Source organism: Bacillus sp. UMB0893 (genome assembly GCF_002858905.1).
Taxonomy (GTDB): Bacteria; Bacillota; Bacilli; order Bacillales; family Bacillaceae; genus Bacillus_P.
In genome coordinates, this window is the sequence record NZ_PKLB01000003.1 from 388,993 (window position 1) to 412,383 (window position 23,391).

The 23,391-nt window shown below is 39.9% G+C and carries 23 protein-coding genes; 6 read left to right on the forward strand and 17 right to left on the reverse strand.

All coding sequences use genetic code 11. The annotated features are described in order from the left end of the window. Positions 1 to 26 precede the first annotated feature (26 nt). Together citZ and CYJ36_RS09830 are read right to left on the reverse strand one after the other, a co-directional pair. Positions 27 to 1,145, reverse strand: coding sequence for a citrate synthase (gene citZ, locus CYJ36_RS09825; protein WP_101567080.1), 1,119 nt, complete (start codon positions 1,143 to 1,145; stop codon positions 27 to 29). 391 nt (positions 1,146 to 1,536) lie between these two features. After that, positions 1,537 to 1,995 (reverse strand): DUF441 domain-containing protein, encoded by a 459-nt coding sequence (locus CYJ36_RS09830; RefSeq protein WP_101567081.1) that lies wholly within the window; start codon positions 1,993 to 1,995, stop codon positions 1,537 to 1,539. A gap of 254 nt (positions 1,996 to 2,249) precedes the next feature. On the opposite strand from CYJ36_RS09830, the gene ytvI reads away from it, so the two are divergent. Beyond that, positions 2,250 to 3,359, forward strand: coding sequence for a sporulation integral membrane protein YtvI (gene ytvI / locus CYJ36_RS09835; protein WP_257962436.1), 1,110 nt, complete (start codon positions 2,250 to 2,252; stop codon positions 3,357 to 3,359). A 61-nt stretch (positions 3,360 to 3,420) separates the two neighbouring features. Here ytvI and CYJ36_RS09840 read toward each other — a convergent pair whose 3' ends face one another. From CYJ36_RS09840 to dnaE, 8 genes are all read right to left on the reverse strand, one after another. Then, positions 3,421 to 3,807, reverse strand: a complete 387-nt coding sequence (locus CYJ36_RS09840) for an FxsA family protein (protein ID WP_101567083.1) — start codon at positions 3,805 to 3,807, stop codon at positions 3,421 to 3,423. Positions 3,808 to 3,895: 88 nt separating this feature from the next. After that, positions 3,896 to 5,656, reverse strand: a complete 1,761-nt coding sequence (gene pyk / locus CYJ36_RS09845) for a pyruvate kinase (RefSeq protein ID WP_101567084.1) — start codon at positions 5,654 to 5,656, stop codon at positions 3,896 to 3,898. A gap of 53 nt (positions 5,657 to 5,709) precedes the next feature. Then, positions 5,710 to 6,669 carry a 6-phosphofructokinase gene (gene pfkA, locus CYJ36_RS09850; protein WP_101567085.1) on the reverse strand — a complete coding sequence of 320 codons (960 nt, stop codon included), beginning with the start codon at positions 6,667 to 6,669 and terminating at the stop codon, positions 5,710 to 5,712. 399 nt (positions 6,670 to 7,068) lie between these two features. Further along, a complete protein-coding gene (gene accA, locus CYJ36_RS09855) occupies positions 7,069 to 8,046 on the reverse strand; it encodes an acetyl-CoA carboxylase carboxyl transferase subunit alpha (RefSeq protein ID WP_101567086.1) in 978 nt (325 codons plus the stop codon). After that, on the reverse strand, positions 8,040 to 8,903 hold the full coding sequence (gene accD / locus CYJ36_RS09860; protein WP_101567087.1) for an acetyl-CoA carboxylase, carboxyltransferase subunit beta: 864 nt from the start codon (positions 8,901 to 8,903) through the stop codon (positions 8,040 to 8,042). Before accD ends, accA begins: the two co-directional genes overlap by 7 nt. A 453-nt stretch (positions 8,904 to 9,356) precedes the next feature. Next, positions 9,357 to 9,974, reverse strand: coding sequence for a FadR/GntR family transcriptional regulator (locus CYJ36_RS09865; RefSeq protein WP_180850208.1), 618 nt, complete (start codon positions 9,972 to 9,974; stop codon positions 9,357 to 9,359). A gap of 10 nt (positions 9,975 to 9,984) precedes the next feature. Next, on the reverse strand, positions 9,985 to 11,220 hold the full coding sequence (locus CYJ36_RS09870) for an NAD(P)-dependent malic enzyme (RefSeq protein ID WP_101567089.1): 1,236 nt from the start codon (positions 11,218 to 11,220) through the stop codon (positions 9,985 to 9,987). A gap of 124 nt (positions 11,221 to 11,344) precedes the next feature. Continuing rightward, positions 11,345 to 14,707 (reverse strand): DNA polymerase III subunit alpha, encoded by a 3,363-nt coding sequence (gene dnaE, locus CYJ36_RS09875; RefSeq protein ID WP_101567090.1) that lies wholly within the window; start codon positions 14,705 to 14,707, stop codon positions 11,345 to 11,347. 134 nt (positions 14,708 to 14,841) lie between these two features. Here dnaE and CYJ36_RS09880 point away from each other — a divergent pair, with 134 nt between their 5' ends. From CYJ36_RS09880 to CYJ36_RS09890, 3 genes are all read left to right on the forward strand, one after another. Continuing rightward, a complete protein-coding gene (locus CYJ36_RS09880; RefSeq protein WP_101567091.1) occupies positions 14,842 to 15,180 on the forward strand; it encodes a YtrH family sporulation protein in 339 nt (112 codons plus the stop codon). Continuing rightward, complete coding sequence (gene ytrI, locus CYJ36_RS09885; RefSeq protein ID WP_257962437.1) at positions 15,153 to 15,680, forward strand: sporulation membrane protein YtrI; 528 nt, start codon at positions 15,153 to 15,155, stop codon at positions 15,678 to 15,680. Before CYJ36_RS09880 ends, ytrI begins: the two co-directional genes overlap by 28 nt. Before the next feature lie 167 nt (positions 15,681 to 15,847). After that, the gene (locus CYJ36_RS09890) at positions 15,848 to 16,033 is read left to right on the forward strand and encodes a hypothetical protein (RefSeq protein WP_101567093.1); all 186 of its coding nucleotides are present in this window, start codon (positions 15,848 to 15,850) and stop codon (positions 16,031 to 16,033) included. On the opposite strand, the gene CYJ36_RS09895 is transcribed toward CYJ36_RS09890, so the two are convergent. Further along, complete coding sequence (locus tag CYJ36_RS09895) at positions 16,030 to 16,968, reverse strand: DHH family phosphoesterase (RefSeq protein ID WP_101567094.1); 939 nt, start codon at positions 16,966 to 16,968, stop codon at positions 16,030 to 16,032. The two genes, CYJ36_RS09890 and CYJ36_RS09895, sit on opposite strands and share 4 nt — an antisense overlap. A gap of 149 nt (positions 16,969 to 17,117) precedes the next feature. On the opposite strand from CYJ36_RS09895, the gene CYJ36_RS09900 reads away from it, so the two are divergent. Then, entirely contained in the window at positions 17,118 to 17,414 is a 297-nt protein-coding gene (locus tag CYJ36_RS09900) for a YtpI family protein (RefSeq protein ID WP_101567095.1), read from the forward strand. A gap of 112 nt (positions 17,415 to 17,526) precedes the next feature. Here CYJ36_RS09900 and CYJ36_RS09905 read toward each other — a convergent pair whose 3' ends face one another. From CYJ36_RS09905 to CYJ36_RS09925, 5 genes are all read right to left on the reverse strand, one after another. Beyond that, a complete protein-coding gene (locus CYJ36_RS09905; protein WP_219621081.1) occupies positions 17,527 to 18,846 on the reverse strand; it encodes a DRTGG domain-containing protein in 1,320 nt (439 codons plus the stop codon). A 68-nt stretch (positions 18,847 to 18,914) separates the two neighbouring features. Beyond that, positions 18,915 to 19,154 (reverse strand): hypothetical protein, encoded by a 240-nt coding sequence (locus CYJ36_RS09910; RefSeq protein WP_101567097.1) that lies wholly within the window; start codon positions 19,152 to 19,154, stop codon positions 18,915 to 18,917. Between the two features lie 317 nt (positions 19,155 to 19,471). Then, the gene (locus CYJ36_RS09915; protein ID WP_101567098.1) at positions 19,472 to 20,152 is read right to left on the reverse strand and encodes a metal-dependent hydrolase; all 681 of its coding nucleotides are present in this window, start codon (positions 20,150 to 20,152) and stop codon (positions 19,472 to 19,474) included. A 396-nt stretch (positions 20,153 to 20,548) separates the two neighbouring features. Beyond that, a complete protein-coding gene (gene ald, locus CYJ36_RS09920) occupies positions 20,549 to 21,670 on the reverse strand; it encodes an alanine dehydrogenase (RefSeq protein WP_101567099.1) in 1,122 nt (373 codons plus the stop codon). 192 nt (positions 21,671 to 21,862) lie between these two features. Further along, positions 21,863 to 22,624: an SDR family oxidoreductase gene (locus tag CYJ36_RS09925; protein WP_101567100.1), complete on the reverse strand. Its 762-nt coding sequence runs from the start codon at positions 22,622 to 22,624 to the stop codon at positions 21,863 to 21,865. A 168-nt stretch (positions 22,625 to 22,792) separates the two neighbouring features. On the opposite strand from CYJ36_RS09925, the gene CYJ36_RS24055 reads away from it, so the two are divergent. Continuing rightward, a complete protein-coding gene (locus CYJ36_RS24055; protein WP_219621082.1) occupies positions 22,793 to 23,035 on the forward strand; it encodes a hypothetical protein in 243 nt (80 codons plus the stop codon). Between the two features lie 142 nt (positions 23,036 to 23,177). Here the strand turns inward: CYJ36_RS24055 and CYJ36_RS23605 are convergent, their stop codons facing one another. Next, complete coding sequence (locus CYJ36_RS23605) at positions 23,178 to 23,348, reverse strand: hypothetical protein (RefSeq protein ID WP_180850211.1); 171 nt, start codon at positions 23,346 to 23,348, stop codon at positions 23,178 to 23,180. Positions 23,349 to 23,391 lie beyond the last annotated feature (43 nt).

The following is a 23,391-nucleotide window of genomic DNA, read 5'->3' on the forward strand; positions in this document are numbered from 1 at the left end:
GTGTCAGTCTCATATTCATCCGAAATTTAACCGCGCTGCTCAATCGGAATGTACTTTTGCATATCTGGACCTGTATAATCTGCACGAGGGCGGATCAGGCGATTGTTGTCGTATTGCTCCAGAATATGTGCAAGCCAGCCAGATACACGGCTTACAGCAAAGATTGGCGTGAACAAATCGTGGTCAATTCCTAAGCTATGGTACATGGATGCTGAATAGAAATCAACATTTGGCGGAATGGCCTTTTCACTTGTTACAACTTCCTCAACCTTCGTTGAAATTTCGAACCATTTTGGCTCGCCTGTCAGGTTTGTCATTTTTTCAGACATTTCCTTCAGATGTTTCGCTCTCGGGTCACCTTGACGGTAAACACGATGACCGAAGCCCATGATTTTCTCTTTTCTAGCAAATTTTTCATGAACATACGAATCTACGTTATCAATATCGCCTATTTCTTTCAGCATCTTCATTACGGCTTCATTCGCTCCGCCATGAAGCGGGCCTTTAAGCGCTCCAATTGCAGCTGTTACACCAGAATATACATCTGATAGAGTCGCTACGCAAACGCGTGCAGTGAATGTAGATGCATTGAGTTCATGATCTGCATGGAGAACTAGTGCTTTGTTAAAAGCTTCTACTGCAACTTCACTTGGTTCTTCACCAGTTAAAGTATACAGGAAATTAGCTGCTAAACTAACATCTGTTTTCGGCTTAATTGGTTCAAGTCCTTTGCGGATGCGCGCAAATGCTGTCACAATTGTAGGAAGTTTTGCCTGAAGGCGTATTGCTTTTCGGTAGTTCGATTCCGTTTCCATCACATCTGCTTCGCTGTCAAATAGACCAAGAAGGGAAACAGCTGTGCGCAGGGCCGCCATCGGATGAACGGATTGAAGATCATATGATTTAAAATGATCGACAATCTGCTGCGGAATCTCTGCATTTTCAGCGAGTTCTTTTTTAATTTCTTCTAACTGCGCTTTTGTTGGAAGCTTTCTGTGCCACAATAAATAAACAACCTCTTCGAAACTAGCATTCTCTGCTAAATCATCGATGTTATACCCTGCATATGTAAGAGTATCATCAATTATTGAACTTACTGATGAAGTAGTTGCAACTACTCCTTCAAGACCCCGTGTTGTTGTCATGTAAATCTCTCCTTTGCAAAAAATATCCCCATTGATCGCTCTTCTCGTCAACAATAAAAGATAGCATTCGACAAAATGGTCTTTTCTTTTTATTTGCCCTTTCTTTTCATCGTTTAAACGACCGAGCGCTTGCTCAATACACAAGCATTTTTAAAAAGAAAATGCTTACATTTACAGCCAATATAATAGCCACATCGAATGTTATCTTCAATTGTGACTTTACTTAAGAAGAAGGCGAAAATAAACTGCCTATACCCATTATAAACAATTATCTGATTTTTGTGAACGAAAAGAATTTCCAGAACCAAAAAATTTGTCAGAAAAATGATATTTAAGAAGAATCATGGGTTTTTAGCGTGCCTTCTCACTCATTGTATCAGAATTTATTATATTAACCAAAAAATTTGACGGTTTGCATCACCAAATAGGCAATCCCTGCTCCAATCAACGGCCCGACTGCTACTCCGCCAAATAAAGATACAGCCAAAATCGTTCCAAACACAAGGGCAGTCGTGATATGGGGGTCTTCGGCAAGCAGTGTCAAACCGTTTTTCGCAATTAGTGCAACAGCTATTCCTGCTCCAAGCGCTATCCATGCATATGAAGATTTCATTGCCTCTGTCAGCTGTTTAAACCCAATATCTCCAGTTGCAATCGGCACTAAAACAGCAATTGTTATGACTGTGACGCCCCAATTTATTCCCTTTGACTGAATATGAGGGAACAGCTTATGATCAAGACCGGTTAATTTAATCAGCAGCAAAAAGCCCACTGCGAACATTAATGATTGATTTTTGGCAATAAATCCGATGAACAATAATATGATTAAAAATAGGACAGGTTGATTCATTTTCTTACATCCTTTCAAAACGTGTTTTCCTATTAAAATTCTTTTCTATTGGCTGTTTTCGCATTGAGTGTTGCTTTACGCAGGGTTATCGCACACGCGCTAAGTTCCCGGTCGAGCTCTTTTCCTCAAATTACCAAACTGATTTGAACGCAGAAAATATTGTAAAAAATTCAAAACCCGATTTTTTACTGACCAGCAAAAGCAACAATATTTACGAAAAGAGCCTTTCTAATAAAATAATGGGAGGGGAAATTTTGAGTGCCTATTTTGTTCAAGTAACAGTAAGACTAGTGCTTGTGATAAGTGTGATAATAGCTTCAATCGCATCCGTCTATTATATTTCAGCGCTCACTTATCCATTTATAATAGGCTTCATTCTTGCAATTCTTATTAACCCGATTGTCAATATCCTTGAAAAAAGCGTGGCACGCGGTGCAGCTGTTTTTCTTGCCATTTCATTTTTGTTCGTTATTCTTGCAGGAATCGTCACATTATTGATATCTGAACTTGTAACAGGTACGACTTATTTAGCAACATCCGTTCCCGAGCATTTCAAAACACTGATTGTATACATTGAAACGTTTATTGCGAACAGAGTGGTTCCAGTATATGAAGACATAGCCGCCATTTTTAATACGCTGGATCCGAATCAGCAAGCAACTATTTTATCAAATATCCAAAGTGCAGGTGAAAAAATCAGTTCTAATGCAGGCGAGTTTTTAAAAAATCTTCTGGAAAATATTCCCGCATTCATCAGCTGGCTTCCTAATGCTGCCACCGTTACGATCTTTTCACTGCTTGCTGCTTTTTTCATAAGCAAAGACTGGTATAAGTTTAAGGCGATGATGCGAAAATACCTCCCTCTCAAAGCAAGAAAAAGCGGAAGAACTGTACTTGATGACTTAAAAAAAGCACTGCTGGGCTTTATGAAAGCACAGCTTATTCTGATCAGCATCACAACAATTATGGTATTAATAGGGTTACTCTTTTTAAGGGTTGATTATGCAATTACCATCGCTTTATTGATTGGCATTGTCGATTTGCTTCCTTATCTTGGCACTGGTCTTGTCTTCGTTCCATGGATCGTTTATTCAGCCTTCAGCGGTGATATGCCGCTTGCGATTGGATTAGGGGTTCTTTACATTATTATCTTAATTCAGCGTCAGATGATGGAACCAAAGATTTTATCTACAACTATTGGACTAGATCCTCTCGCCACTTTAATTTCGCTTTTTGTCGGATTTAAACTGATTGGGTTTCTTGGACTCATTGCAGGACCTGTTGCTTTAGTTATCTTTAATGCTCTCCATAATGCAAGAGTTTTTGAAGACATTTGGCGATTTATTGCTGCAAAAAAGGTTTAAAGGCAGCTTTTCAATTTCGGACTGAATAAAAAACCGCTGATGCAGCCTGCACCGGCGGTTTTTATCGTATGATTTTAAAACGATTTTGGTCAATGCTTTTGCTGATCGCTTTTTGCAAAAGAGGTTTCACAAATTTTCTAGTTGCCGGGATTAATAAAATAAATCCCGTTAAATCTGTTACAAAACCAGGTGTCAATAAAAGTAATCCGCCAACGAGAATGCAGAGACCATCTAAAATGGATTCTCCAGGAATCTTGCCAAAGCTCATTTCCTGCTGTACTTTTCGTATCGCCTCAAGTCCTTGCTTCTTCGCAAGCCACGCTCCAGCTATACCAGTAGCAATGATCAGGAGAATTGTAGGAATAATTCCAATCGTTTTTCCTGAAAAAAGAAGAATGCCAATTTCACAAGCAGGTATGATGATTAAAAACGGAAGCAAATAACGCATTCTTTTGCACCTCATTTATCCTTTTATCAAGAGTATATTTAAACCATGCAAAAAAGAGAAGGAAAAGCCCTTCTCTTTTCGTATTATTTTAAAGAACGCTTGCGTGTCCCTGGTAGACCGCACCGCGAGAACCATCAACTGTGATTTCCTGGCCATCTTTAAAAATTGAAGTTGCATTTTCTACTCCAACGATAACTGGAATTCCAAGGCTTAAGCCAACAACAGCTGCATGGCTTGTTAATCCGCCTTCTTCTGTAATTAATGCGGATGCTTTTTCCAAAGCAGCAATCATATCTCTATCCGTGGACTGGGATACTAAAATGGCTCCTTGCGTCATTTTTGCTTCAGCATCTGCAGCTGAACTGGCAACTACAACTTTACCGAAAGCGGATTTGCGTCCGATTCCTTGGCCTTTAGCAATTACATCGCCGACAACATGAACTTTCATTAAGTTTGTAGTGCCAGTTTCGCCAATTGGCACGCCAGCTGTAATAACAACTAAATCACCATGTTTTACAATGCCGGATTGCAGCGATTCTTGTACAGCTGCCTCAAGCATTTCATCTGTTGATGTTGTTTGTTCGCCCGTGCGCGGGTATACACCCCACACCAAAGCAAGCTTGCGTGAAACTGACTCACATGAAGTAACCGCCACAATCGGAGCTTTTGGACGATATTTTGAGATCATTCGTGCTGTATGGCCGCTTTCTGTAGTTGCTACAATTGCAGCTGCCTTTAAGTTAAGGCCTGTATGCGCAACCGATTGTCCGATTGCATCTGTAATTGTCATGTCAACTTGTTCACTGCGTTTCGCAAGAATTTGTTTGTAATCAAGTGCTTGTTCTGCCCGTGAAGCAATATTATTCATTGTTTGAACTGCTTCTACCGGATATGAACCTGCAGCCGTTTCACCTGAAAGCATGATTGCATCAGTACCGTCGAAGATCGCGTTAGCAACATCACTTGCTTCAGCGCGTGTCGGACGAGGGTTGCGCTGCATGCTGTCAAGCATTTGAGTCGCAGTGATAACTGGTTTGCCTAAAGCATTGCATTTTTTAATGAGATCTTTTTGAACTAATGGCACTTCTTCAGCAGGAATCTCAACACCTAAATCACCGCGTGCAACCATTAAACCATCTGAAACTTCCAGGATTTCGTTAATGTTATCAACGCCTTCCTGGTTTTCGATTTTAGGAATGATTTGGATGTGGCCTGCATCATGTCTTTCAAGCAATTCACGAATCTCAAGAACATCTGCTGCACGGCGTACAAATGAAGCAGCAATGAAGTCTACTCCCTGTTCAATTCCAAAAATGATATCTTTTGCATCTTTCTCTGTGATGCCTGGAAGTTTTACGCTCACACCCGGAACGTTAACGCCTTTTTTATTTTTCAATGTTCCTGTATTTAATATCTTAGTTCTGATTTCTTTCGCTTCTTTGTTCATTTCAAGAACTTCAAGTCCGATCAGTCCATCATCCAATAATATGATAGATCCTGCATGAACATCATCGATTAATCCTTCGTACGAGATAGAGAACTTATCGGCTGTTCCTAAAACCTCAGTCATGGAAACGATCACTTCAGATCCTGCAACAAGCTCAATTGCACCATCCTGCATAGAATGTGTACGGATTTCAGGTCCTTTTGTATCCAAAAGGATCGCGATATCTTTCTTTAATTTCCCTGATGCCTCACGGATATTTTTGATTCGTGCTCCGTGCTCTTCAAAATCACCGTGTGAGAAATTCAAACGGGAAACGTTCATTCCCGCTTCCATTAATTGCGAGAGCTTTTCAACACTTTCACTTGCAGGGCCGATCGTACAGACTATTTTCGTTTTTCTCATTCGATTTATTCCTCCTATAGATAGTTGTGAAAACGATACCAAACTGATTTTATTTAGATTGATAATTCTTTAGAAAGCTGATACATGTTTTGATCAACTGTGTGTTTCGTATCTAAAATCTCAAGGATATCATGGTTCGTTAATTTGTTGCTTTGAATTCCTACTGCACGCCCGCCCTTGCCTTCAAGCAATAATTCTACGGCATAAGCACCTAGACGGCTTGCTAATACACGATCAAACGCTGTCGGTGATCCTCCGCGCTGTATATGTCCTAAAACAGAAACACGTGTTTCAAGGCTTGTAGCCTCTTCGATTTTTCTCCCGAAGTCAACTCCGCTGCCTACTCCTTCTGCAACAATAATGATACTGTGCTTTTTGCCGCGGTCTGTTCCGTGCTTCAGACGGGCAAGTATATCTTCCATGTCATAGTCCACTTCAGGAATCAGAATGGTTTCTGCTCCTCCTGCAAGTCCTGACCATAAAGCAAGATCTCCTGCATGTCTTCCCATAACTTCAATCACGTATGTACGTTCATGTGAGGTTGCTGTATCTCGAATTTTATCGATCGCATCGATAACCGTATTTAAAGCTGTATCAAATCCAATAGTAAAATCAGTGCCTGGAATATCATTATCAATGGTTCCCGGAACGCCTACACATGGAAAACCATGTTCTGTCAGCTTTTTGGCTCCCATATAAGATCCATCGCCGCCGATGACAACTAAGCCTTCAATTCCATGTTTCTTTAATTGCTCAATGCCTTTTAATTGTCCCTCTACAGTTCTAAATTCGGGACAGCGTGCTGTATAGAGCTTTGTACCCCCGCGGTGGATAATATCTCCTACAGAACCAAGTTCAAGCTTTTCAATATGTCCAGCAATTAATCCAGAATAACCGTGATAAATTCCGAACACTTCTATATCATGATAGATCGCTTTTCGTACAACAGCTCGTACGGCTGCGTTCATACCAGGCGAATCTCCTCCACTAGTTAACACGCCAATTTTTTTCATTTTTCTCACCCCAAAGTAGTATGTGATATTAAAATAACATGAAGAAATGGGCAACACAATAGACAAGAAACGACAAATGTCGAATTTTCACGTTACATTTAAACCTTCCTCATTATACAATAAATCCTCATGTTTTGAGCGGTTTTCAGCGAATCTTTGAAAATTAAATCAAGTAAACGCTTCCTTTTAGACTTGTCGAATAATCTTATATGAATATCGGCATATATTTTCCATGTATTACTATTTCAAACTTTTATTTAGTAGATTAAATTGTTTATTAAGCAAAAACCTTTTAGTGATTTTATTATAAAAGAGCATGAAATCCCAATCTTAGACGTGCATAAGTCTAATTCTTTAAAAAAAGAAACGTGCTGCCTTTAATGAAGGCTACACGTTAATCTATTTTACCCCAAGTATTTCGTCCGCAAACGAAACTTGGCCGATTCTTTTGTACTTTTCATAACGATGCTGGATTAATGCAGGTCCATCCAATTTCAATAATTCTTTCAGTGAAGAGTGAATGACTTTGTCAATATTCTTCGCCTGTTCAGCGACATTTCGGTGAGCGCCGCCTTTTACTTCAGGAATAATGTCATCAATAACTCCAAGATTCTTTAAATCAGGTGCTGTAATTTTCATTGTTTCTGCAGCTTTTTTGGCAAGCCCTGCATCCTTCCATAAAAGTGCAGCTGCTCCTTCAGGAGAAATAACAGAGTAGGTTGAATTCTCAAGCATATGAATATGATTGCCTACACCAAGTGCAAGTGCTCCGCCGCTTCCGCCTTCTCCGATGACAATGCAGATGACAGGAACAGATAAACCCGCCATTTCAAACAAATTTTTAGCGATTGCTTCACTCTGCCCGCGTTCTTCTGCAGCTTTGCCCGGATATGCACCTTTAGTATCAATAAAGCAGATAATCGGACGATTGAATTTATCGGCCTGATGCATCAATCGCAAGGCTTTGCGGTAGCCTTCCGGATGTGGCATTCCAAAATTGCGGCGTATATTTTCTTTAGTATCCTTGCCGCGCTGATGGCCAATTACCGTGACAGGCAGACCATCAAATTTTGCAATTCCGCCGACAATAGCTTCATCGTCGCCATAATAGCGGTCGCCATGACACTCAAAAAAGTTTGTGAACAGCTTTTCTATATAATCAGTTGTAGTAGGACGATTCGGATGTCTTGCTATTTGAACACGGTCCCATGGCTGAATATTGGAATAGATGTCTCTTTCAAGCTTTTCAAGCCGGCCTTCCAGCTTTTCAATCTCAGCTGAAAGATCAACATCCGTATTTTCAGTAAACTCTTTAAGCTCACTTATTTTCTTTCTTAGCTCTGTGACTGGTTTTTCAAACTCTAATTCTCCTACCATGAAGGCCCACCGCCTGACGTATGAAGTTCGAGGATGTTTGAAAGAGTGTCCTTCATATCCAATCGATTAATAACGGCATCAAGCTGTCCGTGTTTCATTAAAAATTCTGCCGTTTGAAAGTCCTCAGGCAGATCCTCTCTGATGGTCTGCTCAATGATTCTTCTTCCTGCAAAACCAATCAGTGCTTTCGGCTCTGCAAAATTATAGTCTCCCAGTGATGCAAAACTGGCTGAAACTCCGCCAGTCGTTGGATTGGTCATAACAGAAATGATAAGACCTCCATTATCACTGAAAATTTTAAGTGCAGAGCTCGTTTTGGCCATTTGCATTAAGCTGAGAACACCTTCTTGCATTCTTGCCCCGCCAGATGCAGTAAAAATGATAAAAGGCAGTTCCCGATCGTTTGCACGCTCAATCGCTCTAGTAATCTTTTCGCCAACGACAGATCCCATGCTGCCCATTCTGAAGCTCGCATCCATAATAGCAACAATGGTTTTATTGCCGTTAATGGTTCCTTCTCCAGTAACAACTGCTTCATTCAAGTTTGTTTTCTTGCGGTCTTTTTCAACCTTTTCCATATAACCTGGAAAATTCAATGGATTTTCTGAAACCATTTCTTTATCAAACTCTGTAAAAGTATGCTCATCAAATAAACTTTTAATTCTTTCTCTTGCATTCATAGTGTGATGATGACCGCAGTTCATGCACACTCGTAAATTTTTATTCAGTTCTTTCGAGTACATAATCTTTTTACAGCTAGGACACTTTGTCATAATTCCTTCAGGCACGTCGTGCTTTGCCTGCTCAGAAGGAATGGATGCATATTTCTTCTTTTTCGAAAATAAATCCTTTAACAAAACGCTGCCTCCTTTTCTATGAAAATGATTCGTTCTCTCCCGACCAGCGGTAGCCCCAATAAGGCAGTTTCGCTGGACAACGATACAAGATAAATATTCTATCTTTTAAAAATTTCAATATTTATCTACTTTAACGAAACACCTTCAATCTTTTTGTAAAAAGGTGTCATGTCCTATTCGACATTTTCTTTATTTATTACTATAGATGACTTATCCACAACAATGTTTTAGAAAGGTTGTTTTCTCATTGATTGTTGTTTTTGGATATAAATCGTAACCGTGGATTTCCACTGCAGGCACTTGCTTTCACTGTGAGGGATGGGAGCCTCCTCGGCTATGCCTGTGGGGTCTTCCATTGCGCTCTATTTCCCGCAGGAGTCAAGTGCCTTCCGCTGCAATCACATAGCAGTAAACATTTTTTTCTAAAAGCAACAAACTTTACGATTAGAGCTTTTAGAAAAGAGCCTTATTTTTAAGATTGTGATAGGAGTCGAAAACCAGTTTTTCATCTTTAGACAGCAATCCTTGAATGATTTTTTCATAAACAGCTGTTTCAAAAACCGGCTGATTCGGTTCAATCACTTTCAAATATTCATTTAAGACTACCCATATTCTGAATAAAAGGTAGTTGTCTGCAAACTTTAATAGTCTGGTTATCACCTCTTGATGACTAAGACCGTTATGCTGAATTTCTCCCAGCAGACTTTTTAATTCTAGTTCACAATCTTTTTCAAGCAATAGGTTTAGAGCATTTCTTTCTAATAAAACATTCATTTCAACAAGGCCTTCTATTGCTTTTTTGTCCTGTAAAATAAACGTTCCCAATATTTCAACAAGATCATGATCACGGAAATCCTTTATATACGTGCCTTCCCCGCGCCTTGTTTCAATGATGCCCAGCAGTTCGAGCGCGCGGAGAGCTTCTCTGACTGAAGATCGTCCTGCGTTCAGGCGTTCTGCAAGCTCACGCTCAGACGGTATTTTATCTCCAGGGCCTAGACCGTCTTCTTGAATAATGGATCTGATTTGACGAAGTATCTCAATATATACCTTCGACTTTGGTGTTGTCACAATACACCACTCACTTTTGGTCAATGATCGCTAACTGTCTTGTTTTTTCAGCTATTTCATTTGGATCGACCTTAAGTCTGGCTACACCCGTTTCCATAGCAGCTTTTGCTACTGCTGCTGCAACAGCAGGAGCAACACGTGCATCAAATGGAGCTGGAATAACATAATCAGCCGTTAGTTCCTCAGATGAAATTAAAGATGCAATTGCTTCAACAGCGGCAATTTTCATTTGCTCATTAATATGAGTCGCACGAACATCCAATGCTCCGCGGAAAATACCTGGAAAAGCAAGAACATTGTTCACTTGGTTTGGAAAATCCGAACGGCCAGTTCCAATAACCATGGCTCCTGCTTCCTTCGCCTCACTTGGCATAATTTCAGGGTTAGGATTTGCCATTGCAAAGATAATTGGATCTTGCTTCATGGTGACGATCATTTCTTTTGTTAAGGATCCCTCAACAGAAACACCAATAAATACATCCGCATCCTTAATCACATCTGCTAAAGTGCCTTCTGCACGATCACGATTTGTATATTTAGCAACTTCCGCTTTCACATTATTCATTCCAAAAGCACGGCCTTCAAAGATTGCACCTTTAGAATCACACATAATGATATCGCGCACTCCGTAGCGATATAACAGCTTGATGATCGCAATTCCCGCTGCACCGGCACCATTTGCCACAACTTTGATATTCGACATTTGTTTGCCTGTAAGCTTCAGCGCATTCACCAATCCTGCAACAGTAACAATAGCTGTCCCGTGCTGGTCATCGTGAAAAACAGGAATGTTCGTTTCCTTCTTCAATCTTTCTTCTATGACAAAGCAATTTGGGGCTGCAATATCCTCAAGGTTAATTCCTCCGAATGTAGGTTCAAGCAATTTTACCGTTTCTACAATCTTATCCACATCTGTTGTATTCAAACAGATTGGAAATGCATCGACTCCTGCAAAGCTTTTAAATAAAACGGCTTTCCCTTCCATTACAGGGAGTGCTGCTTCTGGTCCTATATTCCCAAGACCGAGCACAGCAGTTCCGTCAGAGACTACAGCAACCATGTTGCCCTTCATCGTATAATCGTACACTTTATTTTTGTCGTCATAAATAGCCTTACAAGGTTCAGCGACCCCCGGAGAATAAGCTAAGCTTAAGTCTTTAGCATTTCTGACTGGTACTTTTGATTTTGATTCCAGCTTTCCTTTATGAATTAGATGCATATGTAATGCTTCTTCGCGCAATGACATCTTCTCACTCCTTAGGGTCATATCTGAGTGGTCTGACCACTCCAGCCAATAATAAATCATAACATAATTTTGTTTATTGTAAAGTCTTGTATTTTATAAAACTCAAAGCACTGTTGTCCAAAAACTAATCTTTCACTGCAACATTCCGCTCGCCCAGCAGGCCTTTCAGCTTCGATAAACACTCTTCATTTGCCTTCACAAAATAGTCTCTTGGCAATTGCACCGTTTTTTTGTCCTTCTCATAATAAAGAAAAACAGGTGAACTGCCCCTGTGCTGTTTAAGAGTCTCCTGCACAATTTGCAGCTTTCCTTGTGCAAGGTGGGACTCTTCAATTTTAAGAAAGAGAGTCGAGGCTTTTGCTTGTTTCTCTAGATTTTCTATTGTTTCTGCATCAGAAACAATCAGCTGAATGCGATCATTGCGCTTCTCCACCTTGCCATTTAATATAACCACTTGACCTTGAGATAAGAATTCACGTGCCTTAGTATATACAGCCGGAAAAGCAACTGCCTCAAGTTCCCCGCTTTCATCACTTAAAGCAAGAAAAGCCATAACCTCTCCTTTTTTCGTCCGAATGGTACGTATGGCTGTTATAAATACGCCTACTTTAACCTTCTTCTGAAGCATTGTTTGTGCATCACTGATTTTAGAAAGCTGAAATCGATTGAATAAGAACGAATATGCTGACGCTGGATGACTTGAAAAGTAAAATCCGAGCGCTTCTTTTTCAAACTTGAGCTTTTCCTCAATTTTAAATGGTTCGGCTTCTATATACTTCGGCTTGATGTTGAATTCTTCCTCTTCTAAAAATAAATCATATTGATTTTCATCATCTGCGGTTAACAGTGATGCATGCTCCATGGCTAAATCAAGGCTTGCAAGCAGTGTTGATCGCTCTATTTTGAATTCATCCATTGCACCTGAAAAAATTAGTGATTCCATCACTCTGCGGTTGACAATTTTCGTTGATACTCTTACACAAAAGTCAAAAAGATCTGCGAATTGTCTCTTTTGTCTTGCTTTATAAATCTCTTTAACTGCATTTGTCCCCACGTTCTTAATCGCATTCAGACTGAACCGGATGCTGCCTTTTTCTACTGTAAACGGGTATTCGCTTCGGTTAATTGAAGGCGGTAAAATGACCGCGCCCAATTGCTTGGATTCTCTTATATACTGAGCAACTTTTTCATCATTGCCGATCACGCTAGTTAAGAGGGCAGCCATAAAATATACGGGATAATGGGCTTTTAAATAAGCAAGCTGAAAAGAAATCATGCTATAGGCAACCGCATGGCTCCGATTGAAACCATAATTGGCAAACTTTACAATTAAATCATAAATCTGATTAGCAGAGACCTGATCGTAGCCGTTATCTATACATCCTGATACGAAATGTTCTCTTTCCTTATCAAGCATTTCTTTTATTTTCTTCCCAACGGCTCTCCTTAATAAATCGGCTTCACCTAAAGAGAACCCGGCCATTTTTGAAGCGATCTCCATAATCTGTTCCTGATAGACGATGACGCCGTTTGTTGATTTTAAAATTGGCTCAAGTGCTGGGTGTGGATATTCAACCTTTTCTTTATGGTGTTTCCGATTGATATATACAGGTATATTTTCCATAGGTCCTGGACGAAAAAGAGCATTCACTGCGACAATATCTTCAAGATCTGTCGGCTTCAGCCTTCTAAGAACACTTCTCATCCCCTCAGACTCCAGCTGGAAGACACCGGTTGTGTCCCCTTGTCCGAGCAATTCAAATGTTTTTTCATCTTTATAGGAGATGTGATCAAAGTTGATTTTCTTTTTCTCATTCCGTTCGATAAGACCGGTTATTTTTTCAATCAGCGTTAAATTTCTAAGACCAAGAAAGTCCATTTTCAATAAGCCAAGGTCCTCAAGGTAATCCATAGAAAATTGAGTTAAATAAATGCCATTATGGCCCTCCTGAATTGGAATAATGTCAGTCAGAGGTTCACTGCTGAACACAACACCAGCAGCATGGGTGGACGTGTGCCGCGGCAATCCTTCAAGTTTTACAGCCGTTTCATAAATTTTCTTATAAAGTTCTGAATCTGATATCAGGTTCTGCAGTGCTTTGGACTCTGATAAAGCCTGTTTTAATGTAGTGCCAGGCTTAGAAGGAATCAGCTTCGCCAGCACGTCTGCTTCTTTTGTTGAAGCCCCCATGACTCTGCCGACATCACGCAATGATGCTTTTGCTGCAAGTGTCCCGAACGTAACAATTTGGGCAACATGCATGGATCCGTACTTTTCTGCAACATAGGCAATGATTTCATCTCGTTTCACATCTGGGAAATCAATATCAATATCTGGCATATTGATGCGTTCCGGATTTAAAAACCGTTCAAATAAAAGATGATGTTCAATTGGATCTACATCTGTGATTTTTAACACATATGCAACTAATGATCCTGCTGCAGAACCCCTTCCAGGACCTGTTAATATTTGATGATCGTGGGCATATTTCATGAAATCCCACACAATTAGGAAATAATCACTGAACTTCATTTGTTTGATTACATCAAGTTCATATTCAAGTCTTTTATAATATGTATCTTTCGGTTCAGGAAACCGTTGCTTCAGACCTTGCAGACAAAGCCTTTCCAAATATTCATCAGCCGATTGCCCTGATGGTGCAGGATACGCTGGCAGCTGAGTTTTTCCAAGTTCAAGCTCCACATTGCACTGACCTGCTATCGTAAGAGTATTCTCCAAAGCATCAGGACAATCTTCAAAAAGCTCCGCCATTTCAGCAGGTGATTTTAAGTAGTACTGATTTGACGGCAATGAATAGTCACTGTCATCTTCCATTTTTGATCCGTGTTTAATTGAAAGCAAGCAGTTATGTGCAAATGCATCCTCTTTCTCAACATAATGAACGTCATTTGCTGCAACAATCGGCAGTCCAGTCTGATGACCTAATGCAATTATTTCTTCATGATTTTTCAAGTCTCTTTGAAGGGAATGCTTTTGAACCGATAAATAAAAGTCACCGGCATTAAAAAGGGATCGATATGCATTCACAATGATGCTGGCTTCCTCCGTGTTCCCTTCCTGTAAGTGCTTTTCTATGAGTCCTGTTCTTCCAGGCGTAAATGCAAGTATGCCTTTATTATAAGATTTCAGCCATCGGCTTTTTATTCCTTGCGGGGAATTTGTCTGGAGCACACTGCTGATTTTCAAAAGATTTCGATAGCCATCGTTATTCTTGGCGAGCAGAACTAAAGGAAATCCATCATCCATCTCTTCCAGGATGACAGAAGCAGTAAGTCCGATAATTGGCTTAATACCGTGCTTTTTGCATTGTTTATAAAAAGCAATTGCCCCGTACATCGTATGCAAGTCTGTAATCGCCAGGGCACTGCTGTTAAATGATTTTGCTTTCTCGATAAGTTTGTCCAATCGTGCTGAGCTGTTTAACAGACTATATGCACTTTGAACTTGAAGGTGAACAAATGGCAATCTATGTTCCCATCCTTTCCGGCAATCTCTTCTTTTTATTATATTCCTGAATGAAAAGTGACACAAATTGGAGCTAACTTGTCACATACTTCCTACTGTTCGTCCATATACATAATAATAAGGGGATGATGAAAATGGAGGTAAAAGAAGCCTTTATACCAGCATTTATTAACAGCTATTTCATTGCGCTCGGGGTCATATTAGGAGGTTCAATCATTGGAGGATTAGGAGCATACCTAGCCGGAGAGCCCCCGCTGTCAACCATTTACAGTCTAGCAAACAGATTGAAAATCTGGGCCCTCGTTGCTGCGATCGGCGGTACATTCGATGCGTTTTACAGCTTTGAGAGAGGCTTTTTTGAAGGAGAAACCAGAGATGTCATCAAACAGGTCCTTCTCATTATATCAGCAATGGGAGGAGCACAGACAGGCTGGCTTCTCATTTCATGGCTGACACAGGAGCAGCCGCAATGAGAATTCCGCCTTTATATAAAAAACCATCCTGGCAAAGGCTTTTCGCAGGCATGGTTCTTGGCGCCATTATCAGCTGGTGTATCTTTCTCTATACATTTGGGGAATGGCAGGAAGATCTGGTAACGGAAATTGAAGATCAGGCGTATTCCATTGAGGAATTAAAAAAAACAAACAAAATCTATAAAGAAGAAATAACTGCTTTAAATAAAATCAATCAGGAAAAACTGAGAGTTCAAAGCATACATGTGACACTATTGAATGGAGAACGATACCAATTTACATCCTTAAATACCTATATGATTCAAGATCATGTAAAAGAGGATATTTCAGATGTCATTGCAAAGGATCTGGAGAGTGTATATAAAAGCCGGAAGCTGCTGAAAAAAGCAATTGAAAATAAAATATATAAAATTGATGATAAACAGTATAAAGTGGAAATTGAGGAAATGTTCATATATACGACTCTTTTCATTGAACTCAAAGTATCATTCGCAAAGTGAAACCTAGGTCTTATGAACCTATTTTACCGGCAGGAAGGATTAATACCTAAATAAATTGAATTATTTTTTGAAATTTCTAACAATTAAATCGCACTCCCTCACATCTTTCGGGTAAAATGGTAATAGTATCAGGACCGATTATCATTATAAAAGAAGGAGGGAATGTGATGTATGTTTTAAATCATAAAAAGATTGCCCGTGAAAAAGTAGAACGAATCAAGAATGGATATTCAGCTTATGCAGAATCTCACCAGCTTGCATCTTTAATAAAGAAAGAGCTGCTTGCCCAAGGATTAACCTTTCATGAAGATTCAACCGAATTCGGATATTGGTTCATTCCTGAAAAAATCTAGTTTGATTGACACACCTTTTCAAGATCTGCAAGCACCTGCTCAGCTTCTTCCCAGTTGTAAATGGATGCTCCTGAAGCAAGCGGGTGACCTCCGCCGCGGTATTTCTTAGCTAGTTCATTGATGATCGGTCCTTTAGATCTTAAGCGCACTCTAATTTGATCCGTTTCCTCTACAAAGAAGACCCATGCCAGAAGTCCTTCTATATTTCCCAGCATACCAACCAATTGTGAAGCCTCAGATGCACTTACATCAAATTTTTCAAGAGTTTCCTTTGTCAGGATCATTGATGCTGCACCAGACGAAGAAAGCTTAAAGTTTTGCAGAACGTAACCGCTCAGTTTAGCTGCATTTATCTTTGTTTTGTATAGTTCATCATAAATTTCTGTGAATGCAAAATTGTATTCCACAAGCTCACTTGCATATCTCAGCGTTTTTTTCGTCGTGCTTGGAAAAAGGAAACGCCCAGTATCTCCTACAATACCAGCATAAATCAATTGAGCAGCTTTATCTGGCAAAACAAGTCCATCTTCTTTTCCAGAAAGATAAAACTCATAAATCATTTCACTAACGGAGCTAGCTTTTGTATCAACCCACAGAAGATCCCCATACGGGTCTTCGTTTGGATGATGATCGATTTTAATCAGCTTTGCTCCTGAATGATAACGCTGATCGCAAATTCGCTCTTGATTTGCTGTGTCACATACAATAACTAATGCACCCTCAAAATCCTGATCTTGAACGAGATCCATTTTATACAAAAATTCGAGAGTAGGCTCACCTGATCCGGCCGTTAAAATTCTTTTATGAGGAAATGATGCTTTTAAAATCTCAGCGAGTCCGCACTGGGATCCATATGCATCCGGATCCGGACGTACGTGGCGATGAATAATGATCGTTTGATATTCTTTAATGACTGACAATATTTCACTTTTCATATGTATTCTCCTTTACGTTCCTTGCTCTTATAGACTAATTAAAACACAAACACTTTATGCAGAAAAGCGAATAATATCTTTGATTATGGCAATTCGGTGTAAGAATGATTAAAATAGAGGTTGTAAGTTTAATATGGAGGTTTTACTTAATGCCTGTATTCGTAATTCTGATTATCTTTGCATTTTCTTTTTATCTCTTTTATAAAGTGAAATATTACAGAACGAGAAAGCCTATGGAAAAACAATGGCTTTCAGCTAAATCAAGTATTGCCCTTGGAATTTTCGTCTTTTTCTTCGGATTGAATCAATTATTCTTATTCAATTCAACTGTATCATTGGTCGTTGGGATTATCTTTATGATCGTTGGGATTGCCAGCAGCTGGGCAGGATACAAAGCATATAAGCATTATCTGCCTTATGCCGTTCAGGAAGCAAAGGAAGGCTAAAACGAACACCGGAACCGCCCAGTACAACTCAGCATTTTTCTTTATTGAGTCGATCATAATTCAGCCAAAAAAGGACGGCTTGCACCGTCCTTTTTACGTTAAAAATATATCGTCAGCTTCTTTCAATAAGCTGAACCATCATCATCGCTTTTCCAACGACAACGCCATCGTTGAATACTTCAACATCGATTTTTCCAAACTTGCGCCCGACTTCAAGTATTTTAGGATGGACCTCAAGCAGACTATCCATTTGGACAGGTTTCATAAAATAAATCGTTATGTTTTCCACAACTATTTCGCCCTTCTTCTGTGTTCTCAAGTAGCGATTTGTTGCCTCCGTCACAACGGTAGTAAACACGCCGTAAGAAATGGTTCCGAGATGATTGGTCATCTGCGGACTTACTTGGAACCGATACACATTTGACTTCTTCGTATCCTCAGCAATGACAACAAATTGATTTGTCACGATATCATCCAGTTTTTCGCCAATTTGAGGCTGCCTTTGGATCATCTGTAATGCCTGAAGAACATCCTGACGGCTGATCATGCCCTCAAGCCGATTGTTTTGATCGACTACCGGCAATACTTCAATCCCTTCCCATACCATCATTTGAGCTGCAGATGCTACAGATGTTTTGCCGATTACCGTAATCGGATTTTTTGTCATGATCTTTTCAGTAAGCGTTCTGCGATCATATCCCATCACATCTTTTGATGTAACAATTCCCTGCACCTTTAAGTTTTGGTCAATGACTGGAAAACGTCCGTGTCCTGTATTTAAATTGTACTGATACCATTCTTCAATAGGATCTGTTGTTTTCAGACAGACCGTTTTATCAACCGGTGTTAAAATATCCTCTACAAGAACAATTTCTTTTTTTATCAGCTGATCGTATATGGCTCTGTTTATCATCGTTGCTACAGTGAACGTATCATAGCTTGTTGAGATGATCGGAAGTTCGGCTAGATCGGCGATTTTTTTCACATGCTCATCGGTATCAAAACCGCCTGTTATCAGAACTGCAGCACCCGCTTCAATCGCAAGCTGATGGGCATTCGTCCGATTGCCGACAATCAGCAGGTTGCCTGCACCTGTATAACGCATCATTGCTTCCAATTTCATGGCGCCTATTACAAATTTATTCAGCGTTTTATGAAGTCCCGCCCGTCCTCCAAGGACTTGTCCGTCAACAATGTTAACAACCTCAGCGTACGTAAGTTTTTCAATGTTCTCTTTTTTCTTTTTCTCGATCCGGATTGTACCAACTCGTTCTATTGTACTGACATATCCTTTATTTTCTGCTTCTTTTATTGCGCGATATGCCGTACCCTCGCTCACATTCATATCCTTTGCTATCTGCCTGACGGATATTTTTTCTCCAATCGGGAGGGTATCAATATGCTGCAGTATTTGCTCATGCTTCGTTGCCAAGCTTCTCACCCTTTTTTCATCAGCCATCTTATCTTCCAATTTCATTATACGGGTGTGAACGCTTTATATCAACGAGCCGCTGCACGCTGCTTTGTTTTTGCACTCATTTTCTGCAGGGCAGCATGCCGTGTGATCCGTTTTTTTGGTGCATAGATGATCCCTACCAGGTTTCCGCCAATTACGAGCAACGCAAATAGGAGCCAAATGAGGGAAAATAGGCTTTCAAGTGAGCTGCTGCTTGAAAAATCTAAACGAGGGACAGCAAAATATACTGCAACCCCCGCTAGTAAAATATAAAGAATACGCACTTTCTACCAACTCCTTCTTACAGCTTGATCTATTTTATGCGCGGAACTATGCATACATGCAGAAAGATTGATAATATTGGAAGATTTGCGGTTTAATCTAGTAAATGCCAAGGAACGTTTGAACAGTCGGTTTCCGATATCAGTTGAAAAAGCGATTTTATCAGTGAAAATTCGTCTTTTATCAGTCTAAACGGCAGTTTTATCAATTTAAACCGGACTTTTATCAGTCTAAATAGCGGTTTTATCAGTTTAACACTTGGTCAAAGAAAAATGACTATCATTAAAAAAACGAGGGAAACCTCCCCTCGCCATCACAATTATAGTTTAATAGATTCTCCTGCTTCCATCACTTTTCCAGTATTTTCGGAGAGCAGCCGGACAAATTCATTTGGATCCTGTTCAATGACAGGATATGTATTGTAATGCATTGGAACAACCGTTTTTGCTTGTATCCATTTTGCCGCAATTGCAGCATCTTCCGGTCCCATTGTAAAATTATCGCCAATCGGCAAGAAAGCCAAATCTATATCTTCAAATTCGCCAAGCAGTTTCATGTCTGAATAGAGTGCTGTATCACCTGCATGGTAAACGGTTTTCCCTTCATTTTTGAAAAGAATTCCGGCTGGCATGCCTGTATATACGATCTTTTGATCCTCTTCCTCATAACTTGAGCCATGAAATGCCTGAGTAAATTTAACCGTTCCAAAATCGAATTTATGGGATCCGCCAATATGCATCGGATGAACGTTTAACCCTTTCCATCCTAAATAGGTAGCCAGTTCAAAAGGAGCAACAACTAGAGCATCGTTTTGTTTTGCAAGCTGAATGGTGTCTCCCACGTGGTCATTGTGGCCGTGAGTAAGCAAAATTACATCAACTTTTAAATCCTCTACCTTCAAGTCTGTTTGTCCATTGCCATTAATGAATGGGTCGATGACGATCGAATGCTTTTTTGTTTGAATTTTGACTACTGAATGTCCGTGGTATGAAACTTTCATTTTCTCACTCCCATTTTTTATGATAGTTTTATCGTACTAAAAATGAGGATTGATGTCATTAATTAAGCTTTAACAGAACAAATGCGCAGGCGCCTTGGTCAGCTAGCGAAGAAAATAGGAATTGACTAGGGTTAATTGACGCACCTGAGAATCAAGTGTCATTTAACCGGAGAAGACGCTTTTTGCCTTCTCCTGAGCAATTGTCTTTTTCATAGTAAGCTAGGCGCCGAAGCTTGACGAAGATCCCACAACATAATGACTTTTATAATTTCCTATATGATGAGAAAAGCGCAAGCGCCCATTCAGCCCCGGCAGACAGATAGGAATCAATGCGCAGAAATTTATACTTTCTTATCTCTGCAAAAAAAAAGCGAACATCCGCTAAGATGCCCGCTTCTAATTACTGCCTAGCAATGATTTAGCATCAGAATAGGTTAATCCATGAGATTCTGCAACTGCTTCATAAGTAACAAAGCCATTCAATGTGTTAATGCCTTTTAAAAGCGAGTCATTATCTAGACAAGCTTTTTTATAGCCTTTATTTGCTATTTGAACAGCATATGGAACGGTCACATTCGTAAGAGCAATCGTTGACGTTCTCGGTACAGCACCAGGCATGTTTGCAACCGCATAATGCAGGACACCGTGTTTTTCATAAGTCGGATTATCATGTGTTGTAATTCGGTCAGTTGTTGCAAAAATTCCGCCTTGATCAATTGCAATATCAACAATGACTGAACCTGCTGTCATACTTCTCACCATTTCTTCAGTTACTAGTTTCGGAGCTCGGGCACCCGGAATTAAGACAGCGCCAATGACAAGGTCTGATTGGCTTACTGAATAGGCAATGTTGTATGGATTAGACATCAGAGTCGTAATTTCTTTGCCGAAAATGTCATCCAATTGCCGTAATCGATCTGGATTCACATCAAGCATCGTTACATCCGCACCGAGGCCAACTGCAATTTTCGCTGCGTTTGTCCCTGCTACCCCACCGCCAATGATCGCTACTTTCCCGCGCTTTACTCCAGGAACACCGGATAATAAAATCCCCATTCCGCCTTTTGGCTTTTCTAAAAATTGCGCGCCAATTTGGGAAGCCATTCTTCCTGCCACCTCACTCATTGGTGTTAACAGAGGAAGCGAACGATTTGGAAGCTGAACGGTTTCATATGCAATGCCGACTACTTTCCGGTCAATCAGCGCACGTGTAAGCTCTGATTCAGCAGCAAGGTGCAAGTACGTGAATAGAATTAAGCCTTCGCGAAAATATTGGTACTCAGATGGTAGCGGCTCCTTTACCTTCATGACCATTTCCATCGACCACGCCTCTTCTGGTGTAGCCACAATATGCGCTCCAGCTTCAGCATATTGATGATCAGGAAACCCCGATCCTTCCCCGGCGTTTTGTTCAATAAATACCTCATGTCCAGCCAGGATGAGGGGAATCACTCCAGCAGGTGTCATAGCTACACGGTTCTCATTATTTTTAATTTCTCTAGGTATGCCGATTTTCATTGCCTTTCCTCCTGTATGCTTTTCCAATTCGTTCCGTTTCTATTTAAAGTATTTCCTTAATTCATCATATGAAAACAAGTTTAAATTGGAAATCTATTCTAGGAAATGTGTGTTTCAAATCATTAAAAAGGCTATATTCCCCCAAATCTGAATCCAAGGATACAACACTCTGTAAAGCATTAAAAACAGATCTCATACAGGACGGCGATTCAGCACATTTACAGCACCTGTTGCTTCAATAATTGCGCCAGTAATCATATCTGAATTTTCTTCACATAAGAACGCTATTAGCCGACCAATATCTTCTCCTGTTCCAGATCTCCCGATTGGAGTGTCAGGATCAGTAATTTCTCTTGCCTTTGAAATTGAGGCCTCTTTCATATCCCCTATAATATTGCCAGGGCAAACCATGTTTGCTGTGATGCCGTGCTCTGCTTCCTCGATTGCAATTGTTTTTGTCAGAGAAGCAAGGCCCGTTTTTGCTGCACTGAACGCTGAACGATGGAGCCAGCCCGATGATGAATCTGCTCCCTGAAAACCATAGGTGATAATACGCCCATACTTTTGTTCACGCATGATAGGAATAACTTTTTTCAGCAGATGAAAAACAGCACTCAAATTGCCTTCTATCATCTCATGCCATTCTTCATCAAGATAATCTGCAAGTTTTTTTCTTTCAAATATGTACGGCCCAGCGTTATTGATTAAACAATCAATACGGCCAAATTTATTATAGCTTTCTTCAACTAAAACGATTAAGTCTTCTTTTTTCGTTACATCACCTTTTATAAAGAGCATGCGATTTTCTAAATGTGCAAATTGTTTCTTTAGCTGCAAAACAGCAGATTCATCACTGCGGTAATTAATAGTGACAGAGTAGCCTTTTTCCAGAAACAGCTCTGTTACTTTTCTTCCTAAACCTTTTGAACCAGCTGTTATGATGGCATGTCTCAACTTAAAATCCTCCTCGGAACACCGGGGTTTTGTCATTTCTATCTTTTCATTGTATTGAAGTGAAAACAATCTTACAATATTCTTGGCTCAGCTTAGTTATTAATAGGACAGGAATTTATTATTTACCTGTATTTTACTACAAACACGGCAAAGCTATCATCAATTGATATGCCTCAAGACTCAGATTCTGCATTTTTGACAATGGCACTATATTCAAGCCTTTTGTTTGTACAGTACATTTCAGACGTCTGTGCATCAGCGGATATGGCGAGATATGCTATTTCACCGAAGCGTAGTTTCTTTGGTCTATATGCCGGCAATCTGTTTGGATTCTTTATTACCGTTTGTCTTGGCTCTTTTAGTGCATTTTATTTTCAGCAGCTGAATCCTTTTATAACAGCAAGTCATTAACGGCTACGCTCCCAATAGTGATGACCATTTTGCAATGCTCTATTTCTTTTGAATGCTGTATTTAATACTGGAAAAATAAGAAAAAAGTCACCATAACGATGACTTCTTCTCTTACTATTATTTATTTGGATAAAATCCAATCCTACTCTTGCTCTTCTTTTATAGACTGCAAATTCTCCTGCAGGAAATTTTGCTCGTATTGCTGTTCAACTACCCCGCTAGAGTAAGCGTCCGTAATTTGCTGAGATGTTTCATTTTCTCCTTCATAATCATAATAAGCTGAATGATTTTTAGGATCCTTTTCTTTTGCCAACGAGATCAGCTCCTCATTATAGTGTTGTACTCTACATTATCAT

What these genes read in the sequence shown, in the direction of transcription:
- citZ (WP_101567080.1), bottom strand. Translation starts at nt 1,145, where the DNA reads ATGACAACAACACGGGGTCTTGAAGGAGTAGTTGCAACTACTTCATCA.
- CYJ36_RS09830 (WP_101567081.1), bottom strand. Translation starts at nt 1,995, where the DNA reads ATGAATCAACCTGTCCTATTTTTAATCATATTATTGTTCATCGGATTT.
- CYJ36_RS09840 (WP_101567083.1), bottom strand. Translation starts at nt 3,807, where the DNA reads ATGCGTTATTTGCTTCCGTTTTTAATCATCATACCTGCTTGTGAAATT.
- pyk (WP_101567084.1), bottom strand. Translation starts at nt 5,656, where the DNA reads ATGAGAAAAACGAAAATAGTCTGTACGATCGGCCCTGCAAGTGAAAGT.
- pfkA (WP_101567085.1), bottom strand. Translation starts at nt 6,669, where the DNA reads ATGAAAAAAATTGGCGTGTTAACTAGTGGAGGAGATTCGCCTGGTATG.
- accA (WP_101567086.1), bottom strand. Translation starts at nt 8,046, where the DNA reads ATGGTAGGAGAATTAGAGTTTGAAAAACCAGTCACAGAGCTAAGAAAG.
- CYJ36_RS09870 (WP_101567089.1), bottom strand. Translation starts at nt 11,220, where the DNA reads ATGTCATTGCGCGAAGAAGCATTACATATGCATCTAATTCATAAAGGA.
- CYJ36_RS09880 (WP_101567091.1), top strand. Translation starts at nt 14,842, where the DNA reads ATGGAGGTAAAAGAAGCCTTTATACCAGCATTTATTAACAGCTATTTC.
- ytrI (WP_257962437.1), top strand. Translation starts at nt 15,153, where the DNA reads ATGGCTGACACAGGAGCAGCCGCAATGAGAATTCCGCCTTTATATAAA.
- CYJ36_RS09890 (WP_101567093.1), top strand. Translation starts at nt 15,848, where the DNA reads ATGTATGTTTTAAATCATAAAAAGATTGCCCGTGAAAAAGTAGAACGA.
- CYJ36_RS09895 (WP_101567094.1), bottom strand. Translation starts at nt 16,968, where the DNA reads ATGAAAAGTGAAATATTGTCAGTCATTAAAGAATATCAAACGATCATT.
- CYJ36_RS09900 (WP_101567095.1), top strand. Translation starts at nt 17,118, where the DNA reads ATGCCTGTATTCGTAATTCTGATTATCTTTGCATTTTCTTTTTATCTC.
- CYJ36_RS09915 (WP_101567098.1), bottom strand. Translation starts at nt 20,152, where the DNA reads ATGAAAGTTTCATACCACGGACATTCAGTAGTCAAAATTCAAACAAAA.
- ald (WP_101567099.1), bottom strand. Translation starts at nt 21,670, where the DNA reads ATGAAAATCGGCATACCTAGAGAAATTAAAAATAATGAGAACCGTGTA.
- CYJ36_RS24055 (WP_219621082.1), top strand. Translation starts at nt 22,793, where the DNA reads ATGCCTCAAGACTCAGATTCTGCATTTTTGACAATGGCACTATATTCA.